The organism is Xanthomonas sp. SHU 166 (assembly GCF_000364685.1).
In the GTDB taxonomy this organism is placed as follows: Bacteria; Pseudomonadota; Gammaproteobacteria; order Xanthomonadales; family Xanthomonadaceae; genus Xanthomonas_A; species Xanthomonas_A sontii.
Map to the genome: position 1 here is coordinate 1 of NZ_AQOJ01000719.1, position 6,831 is coordinate 6,831.

Sequence of the window (6,831 nt, forward strand, 5' to 3'; positions counted from 1 at the left end):
GGCGGCGATGCGGCCGCCGCCTTCGAAGCCGAGATCGGCGCGTTGTTGCTGGCGCACCTGGGCGAGGTAGCGGGTGCTGTCGCGCGCGGCATCGCTACCGACGGTTTCCAGCTTGACCGCGCGCGGCGCGTCGGCGGGCGGTGCGGCCTCGCGGCCGCAGCCGGACAGCGCCAGCGCGGCGAGCGGCAGGCACAGCGTGAGAAGCAGGGTGGGGCGCAGGGTCATGATCGGCGGTGTCCCGGGAACGTTCAGAAGGTGTAGGTGACGGTGGCGCCGCCGCCGGCAGCGGCGCGGCGACGCACCACCGGGCTGCCGTCGGCGGGGCCGACGTAGCGGGTGGCGTTGAGCAGCAGCGAGGCGGTCCAGTGCGGCGACAGGGTGTGATCCCATTCGGCGCCGACGGTGTAGGCGTACACGCCGGCATCGGCGCGGTGCGGTTGGAATCCGCTGGCCAGGCTTTGCGCCTCGGTGACGCCGAAGTACGCCTGGTTGAAGCGGCGGTCGCCGACGTGCGCGTCCAGGTCCAGGGTCACGTTGTCGGCCGCCGCCTGCATCAGGGTGAAGCGCGCGCCGGCGCGGTAGCGGTTGCGGCGCGCACCGTCCTTCAGCGCGAACTCCGCCTCGGCGTCCAGCGCCAGGTACGGGGTGAGCTGCTGCATGACCAGGCTGCGTGCGGTGATCGCGCCGGGCACGTCGCCCATGCCGGCCAGGCGCTTGGAGCCGGGGCGCCAGCTGCTGTTGCGCTGCAGGCGGCCCAGGTCGTAGCCGAACGACTGGCTGGCGGAGAAGCCGTGCGCGTTCTGGAACTGGACGCCGGCGCCGCGCAGCGTGTCCGCGAACAGGATGCCGCGCTGTATCGAAAACACCGGCACCGCCTGTACGCGGTCGTCGGCGGAGCCGGGGTAGCGCGGGGTCAGCATGGCGCCGGCGCCCACGCTCACTTGGGTGCGGTCGCCGAACAGGCCGGCGCTGGGGGCCGGATCGGGGTCTGCCGCGTGCGCGGCCGGCGGCAGCGCCAGCACCGCCACGGTCAGCGTGGGCGACAGAACGGACAGGAGATGTTTCATCGGGGGCAACCTCGTGCGGGGGAAAGGTCAGGGCGCGTGCGGCAGCGGAACGCCGTAGAACGCGCGGAACAGCGCGATGCGGTCGAGCAACAGGTCCTGGCGCGCCTGCAGATGCGCCAGTTCGGCCTGCGCGGCCTGGATGTCGCCGGCCAGCAGCTCGGGGCGGTCCTGCAGACCTTGCGCCACGCGCTGCTGCAGGCGCGCCACACGCTGGCGTTCGCGTTCGAGATTGGTGCGTTCGCCACGTTCGCGCTGTTGCAGCGCCGGCAGCGCATCCAGCGCATCGGCGACCTCGCGGAACGCCGCTTCCACGGTCTTCTCGTAGTCGGCCACCGCGCCGTCCTTGCGCAGCTGTGCGAGATCCAGGTTGGCGCGGTTGCGGCCGCCGTCGAATAGCGGCAGCAGCAACTGCGGCATGAAGCTCCAGGTGCGGCTGCCGGGCATGAACAGGCCGTTCAACGCCTCGCTGGCGGTGCCCAGCGAGGTGCTCAGGCGGATCGACGGGAAGAAGGCGGCACGTGCGGCGCCGATGTCGGCATTGCGCGCGCGCAGTTCGGCCTCGGCCTGGCGGATGTCCGGGCGCTGCAGCAGCAACTGCGAGTCGAGGTCGCGCCAGGTGCGGCCATCGTCCTGCCCGGCACCCGGCAGCAGGTCCTGCAAGGTGCCGGCGCCGTCCGGCGTAGCGTAGCCGGCGAGCAGTTGCAGGGCGCGGCGAGCGGCGGCGTGATCGCTGGTGGCCTGCTGCGCGCGCGCCTGCGCCTGGTCGTCGTCGTGGCGCTGGCGGTCCAGCGCATCGCGGGAGATCAGCCCGACCGCCTGCTGGCGCGTGGCGATCGCCAGCAGCGCCGCACTACGCTCGGCGATGGTCTGCGCCTGCTGCTGGCTCTGCAGGGCAGCACGCTCCAGTGTGTAGGCGCGCAGCACCTCGGCGATCAGCGCACCGCGCGCCGCCTGACGGCCGTCTTCGGAGGCCAGGTAACGCTGCTGCGCCGCCGCCGACAGCGAGGCCAGCTTGCCGAACAGGTCCAGTTCGAAGCCATCCACGCCGACTGCGACGGTACTCAGCTTCTGGCCATAGCGCGCCTGCGTGGCCGCGTCGTCGTAGCTGCGACGCGTGCCCTGGGCATCAAGGCCGAGCTGCGGCAGCTGCTGCGCGCGTTCGATGCGGTACTGGGCGCGCGCCTGCTGCACGGTCAGCACGGCATTGCGGAAGTCCGGATCGTGGGCCAGTGCCTGGGTCAGCAGCGGGGCCAGGTCGTGCTGCGGCGAGAATGTCCGTACGAACTGCAGTTCCTGGTCGGTGAGCGCACTCTCGCCGCGATCCTGTGCGGCGGCCGCGGTCGCGTTGGTCGCGCCGAAGGTGGGCGGCAGGGCCGGTTGCGGGCGTTGGTAGACCGGCGCCAGGGAGCAGCCACCCAGGGCGAGCGCGAGCAGGCCGAGCAGGGCGCGGGTGCGACACGGGCGAAGCGGCAGGGACGGTAGAATCATGGCAGCGGTCGGGTGATCGAACTCGACTGCCAGCATCGGCGGGCATGTTCAAGCCGCCTTCTAGGAATCTTCAAGATTCCATCAAGACGCCAAACACGGGCACCGGGCAATGCACGCGAAGAAGATCCTGCTGGTCGAAGACGATGCCGACAGCGCCAGCATCCTCGAGGCCTACCTGCGCCGCGACGGCTTCGAGGTCACCATCGCCGAGGACGGGCAGAAGGCGGTGGCGGTGCATGCGCAGTGGAAGCCGGACCTGGTGCTGCTGGACGTGATGCTGCCGCGGCTCAGCGGCACCGAGGTGCTGTCCACGATCCGCCGCAGCAGCGACACGCCGGTGATCATGGTCACCGCGATGGGCGACGAACCGGAGAAGCTTGGCGCGCTGCGTTACGGCGCCGACGACTACGTGGTCAAGCCGTACAGTCCCAAGGAAGTGGTGGCGCGGGTGTTTGCGGTGCTGCGCCGCGCCGGGCCGGCGCGCGCCAGCGAGGAGCCGCTGCGCCACGAGCGCCTCACCGTGGACACCGCCGCGGTGCGCGCCACGGTGCGCGATGCCGACGGCCACGAGGTGGCGCTGGAACTGACCCCGACCGAGTTCAACATCCTGGCGACGCTGATGAAGACGCCGTTCAAAGCCTTCACCCGCAGCGAACTGCTGGAGATCTGCCTGCCCGACAGCGACGCGCTGGAGCGGGTGGTGGATGCGCACGTGCACAACCTGCGCAAGAAGCTGGAACACGAGCAGGTCACCGGGCTGCTGGTGACGGTGCGCGCCATCGGTTACCGCTTCCGATGAACTGGGCCTGGTTCCGCCGCAAGCGCCACGCGCCGCTGTGGCAATGGGTAGGCCTGCGCATGAGCGCGCTGGCGGTGCTGACCATCATCGCGATCGCGCTGGGCATGGTGCTGCGCTTCGCGATCTGGGACGTCTCCACCCTGAGCCGCCTGCCGCCGCAGGCCCGGCAGGAGATGCTGCAGCTGCGCGAGGATCCGCACAGCAATGCGCGGCGCCTGTGGGAACTGTTCGAAACCTATTACGACGTGGCCGACTTCCTGCCCGGGCTGGCCAGCCGCGACTGGTGGCTGCTGGCCGGCATGGTGCTGGCGTCGATCCCGGTGATCGTGGTCTGCGGCCTGCTCGCTTCGCGACCATTGTCGCGGCAGTTCTCCAATGTGGCCGAGGCGGCGCGGCGGATCAGCGATGGCGATTTCGCCGCGCGTGCGCGCGTGGTGCCCGGCGCACCGGACGAGCTGGCCGGGCTGGCCACGGACTTCAACGGCATGAGCGCGCAACTGCAGCGGTACGAGCGCGAGGTGCGCGAGTCCAGCGCGATGCTGGCGCACGAACTGCGCACCCCGCTCAACGCGGCGATGGGGCGGGTGCAGGGCATGCTCGACCAGGTGTTCCCGAGCAGCGAGGAGCAGTTGCGCATGGTCCAGCGCCAGTTGGAGCAGATCAATCGCCTGGTCGGCGACCTGCACCTGCTGTCGATGGCCCGCGCCAACCAGTTGATGCTGGAGCCGCAGCGGTTCGCACTCGGCGCCCTGGTCCGCGAACGCCTGACCTGGGCCGCGCAGCCGCTGCAGGAAGCCGGCATGCAGGTGCAGGTGCGCATTCCCGAGCAGTTGCACATCAGCGCCGACCGCGACCGCCTGGGCCAGGTGCTGTCGGTGCTGATCGACAATGCGCTGCGCTACGCCGCGGCCGGCGGCGAACTGGCGTTGGAGGCGCAGGCCGATGCCGATGGCGTGCTGATCCGCGTGGCCGATCGCGGTCCTGGCGTCGACGAGGAAGCGCTGGCGCGGATGGGCGACCGTTTCTGGCGCGCCGACGATTCGCGGGCACGCCATTCCGGCGGCAGCGGACTGGGCCTTTCGATCGCCGCGGCCATCTGCCAGGCCCACGGCGGCACGCTGGAGTTCGCCAACCGCGCGGGCGGCGGGCTGTGCGCGCGGGTGCGCCTGCCGCATGCGCCTGCCGGCGACGCGGATGCGCTGGTCACAGGTGCGTCCGCGGCGAACCCGCGCAAGCGCCTGGCCTGAGGCTCTTAACGACTGTGGGATGTGGCGGGGGCTTGGCCAGCGGGAGTGGCGCACAATTCGCCCCATCGCAGTGCCCATGCTCGATGTCGCGGCGAACGGCGCCTCGTCGATGAACCCGTCGACCGCGGCACGTCCACGCGCCGAACTGCGGAGCGCAGATGTGGTTCTGCATCTGGCTGTCCACGCGGCACGAACCACCGATGACCGGCTTGGCGGTAAAGTGCATCAAGGTCGACACCTGCATCGGCCCGCCCGTGCCGCAAATCGGATCCCGCAATGCGTGTAGCCAGCACCGCCATCCCGACCGGAACCACCCCCGCCGAATGGCGCTCCATCGAGCACGCCGCCACCCGGGAACTGCAACGTCGCACCGAGGCGGCGCATACGGCGGTGATCGCGCTGCTGCAGACCCACGCCGCTGCGTTCAGCGCGAAACAGCGCGCCCAGATCCGGCGGCGGTTGGCGCGGGGCGGCTGAATCCCGCGGCCGCAGGTGCGGCAGTGCGATATGCGAGGAGTGCGTGACACCGCTGCCAGCGAGGGAATGACAGGCGCCATCGACCGGCGTCGCATGCCCAGTTGTCAGCGCAAAGGCACACGCGGTCGGTGGGCCAACGAGGCAGCCGCCCGCGTGCCGCGTGTCCGGCGCCGACCATGTCGCTGATTGCCACACGACCTCGGCTATCATCGACCGGACGCTGAGATGAGTAAGGATATGGAAGTGCGACTCACGCGCGAGCAGGTCCTCGCGCTTGCGCCGGATCCGGCATCGGCCAAGGCGGCCGCCGGCCTGGCCACGGACGGGAAGTGGGGCCTGCTCGGCGCCGACGCCGAGGTGCTGTGGGGAGAATGCCAGGGCAGTGGTGCCAAGCCCTACCAGACCCAGGTGGACCTGGTCGCACTGGTCAGCCGTTGCTCGTGCCCCAGCCGCAAGTTTCCGTGCAAGCACGGGCTGGCCATGCTGCTGCTGTATGCCGACGGCAACCCACGCTGCGTGCCGGGCACCCGCCCGGCCTGGGTCGAGGAATGGATGCAGGGACGTCGCGAACGCGCGGCGCGCAAGGAGGAAGTCGCCGCCAGCAAGCCGCCGCCCGATCCGCAGGTCCAGGCCGCGGCGGCGGCCAGGCGCGAACAGGCGCGTTGGGCGCGCATGCAGGCCGGCGCGGCCGAACTGCAACGCTGGATCGCCGACCAGTTCCGCCAGGGCCTGGCCAATCTGGGCGCGGAATTCGACCAGGACGCGCGGCGCATGATGGCGCGCATGGTCGATGCGCAGGCTCCCGGCCTGGCCGCGCAGTTGGAGCGCGCCGTGGGCGAGGGCGGCCGCGATCTCGCGCAGCTCGCCGACCTCGGCGAACGCCTTGGCCTGTTGCAACTGTTGGCCCAGGCGGTGCCGCGCGCAGGGGATTTCAGCGCCGCGCGCCAGGCGGACCTGCGTGCCGCGCTGGGCTGGCCGCTGGAGCGCGACACGGTGTTGCGCGAAGGCGAGGCGGTGCACGATCGTTGGCATGTGCAGGGCCAGCACCTGATCGAGCAGCCGGGCAATCTGCTGGAACGCCGGGTGTGGCTGCAGGGCCTGGACAGTGGCCGCCCCGCGCTGCTGCAGGAGTACAGCCACGGCGGGCGCGGATGGGAGCAGCATTGGCGCAACGGTCATGTGCATGCCGGCTGCCTGCATTTCCATCCGGGTACGGTGCCGTTGCGCGCCGTGCCGGGCGAACTCGATGCCGGCGTGGAGGCCGGCGCCGCGCTGCCGCGCACCGACACCCTGGACGCCGCCGCCCGTGCGCATGCGCTCAACCCATGGCTGCCGCAGGTGCCGATGCGTCTGCAGGAGGCGCAGATCGCGCACGATGGCCGCAGCGTCCGGGCGCAGCACAGCGAAGGCAGCCTGCCGTTGCAGCTGCCCGCGATGCAGGGTTGGGCGCTGCTCGCGTTCGCCGGCGGTCATCCTGTCTGCCTGATGGGCGAGTGGGACGGCGACACGCTGTGGCCGCTCAGCGCGTGGAATGCACAGGGCGAGCGTTGGGAAAGGAGCGCGGCATGAACGAGGCCTGGTTGAAACCGGCGCTGCTGGGCATCGATCGCCCGCAACGGATTGCCCTCGATGGCGCACTCGGCGAGGTGCTCGCCGCCATCGCCACGCAGGACGATGCCGCACTGGGCTACAGCCAACAGGTGGGCGCGTTGGCCGCCTGCCGGCGTGCGGCGCTGCGTCTCGGCGCGCCACT

7 protein-coding genes and 1 pseudogene are annotated in these 6,831 nt (G+C 71.1%); 5 read left to right on the forward strand and 3 right to left on the reverse strand.

What is annotated here, in order from left to right; genetic code table 11:
* The 3 genes and pseudogenes from D180_RS16690 to D180_RS16700 all read right to left on the reverse strand — a co-directional run.
* Positions 1 to 225: pseudogene (locus D180_RS16690) on the reverse strand (efflux RND transporter periplasmic adaptor subunit); the annotation flags it as partial.
* Between the two features lie 23 nt (positions 226 to 248).
* Positions 249 to 1,067 (reverse strand): MipA/OmpV family protein, encoded by an 819-nt coding sequence (locus D180_RS16695; RefSeq protein ID WP_017913696.1) that lies wholly within the window; start codon positions 1,065 to 1,067, stop codon positions 249 to 251.
* 27 nt (positions 1,068 to 1,094) lie between these two features.
* A complete protein-coding gene (locus D180_RS16700) occupies positions 1,095 to 2,555 on the reverse strand; it encodes an efflux transporter outer membrane subunit (RefSeq protein WP_232760553.1) in 1,461 nt (486 codons plus the stop codon).
* A 109-nt stretch (positions 2,556 to 2,664) separates the two neighbouring features.
* On the opposite strand from D180_RS16700, the gene D180_RS16705 reads away from it, so the two are divergent.
* The 5 genes from D180_RS16705 to D180_RS16725 all read left to right on the forward strand — a co-directional run.
* Entirely contained in the window at positions 2,665 to 3,354 is a 690-nt protein-coding gene (locus D180_RS16705) for a response regulator (protein WP_017913698.1), read from the forward strand.
* A complete protein-coding gene (locus D180_RS16710) occupies positions 3,351 to 4,601 on the forward strand; it encodes an ATP-binding protein (protein WP_017913699.1) in 1,251 nt (416 codons plus the stop codon). Before D180_RS16705 ends, D180_RS16710 begins: the two co-directional genes overlap by 4 nt.
* Before the next feature lie 276 nt (positions 4,602 to 4,877).
* Positions 4,878 to 5,078, forward strand: coding sequence for a hypothetical protein (locus tag D180_RS16715; RefSeq protein ID WP_017910369.1), 201 nt, complete (start codon positions 4,878 to 4,880; stop codon positions 5,076 to 5,078).
* A gap of 225 nt (positions 5,079 to 5,303) precedes the next feature.
* Complete coding sequence (locus D180_RS16720; protein WP_232760555.1) at positions 5,304 to 6,647, forward strand: SWIM zinc finger family protein; 1,344 nt, start codon at positions 5,304 to 5,306, stop codon at positions 6,645 to 6,647.
* Positions 6,644 to 6,831, forward strand: a 188-nt coding sequence (locus tag D180_RS16725) for a hypothetical protein (protein ID WP_043091204.1), incomplete at its 3' end; no start/stop codon positions are given. The genes D180_RS16720 and D180_RS16725, both read left to right, overlap by 4 nt.

Excerpts from the sequence above, each read along its gene's own strand:
- D180_RS16695 (WP_017913696.1), bottom strand. The coding sequence starts at position 1,067 with ATGAAACATCTCCTGTCCGTTCTGTCGCCCACGCTGACCGTGGCGGTG.
- D180_RS16700 (WP_232760553.1), bottom strand. The coding sequence starts at position 2,555 with ATGATTCTACCGTCCCTGCCGCTTCGCCCGTGTCGCACCCGCGCCCTG.
- D180_RS16705 (WP_017913698.1), top strand. The coding sequence starts at position 2,665 with ATGCACGCGAAGAAGATCCTGCTGGTCGAAGACGATGCCGACAGCGCC.
- D180_RS16710 (WP_017913699.1), top strand. The coding sequence starts at position 3,351 with ATGAACTGGGCCTGGTTCCGCCGCAAGCGCCACGCGCCGCTGTGGCAA.
- D180_RS16715 (WP_017910369.1), top strand. The coding sequence starts at position 4,878 with ATGCGTGTAGCCAGCACCGCCATCCCGACCGGAACCACCCCCGCCGAA.
- D180_RS16720 (WP_232760555.1), top strand. The coding sequence starts at position 5,304 with ATGAGTAAGGATATGGAAGTGCGACTCACGCGCGAGCAGGTCCTCGCG.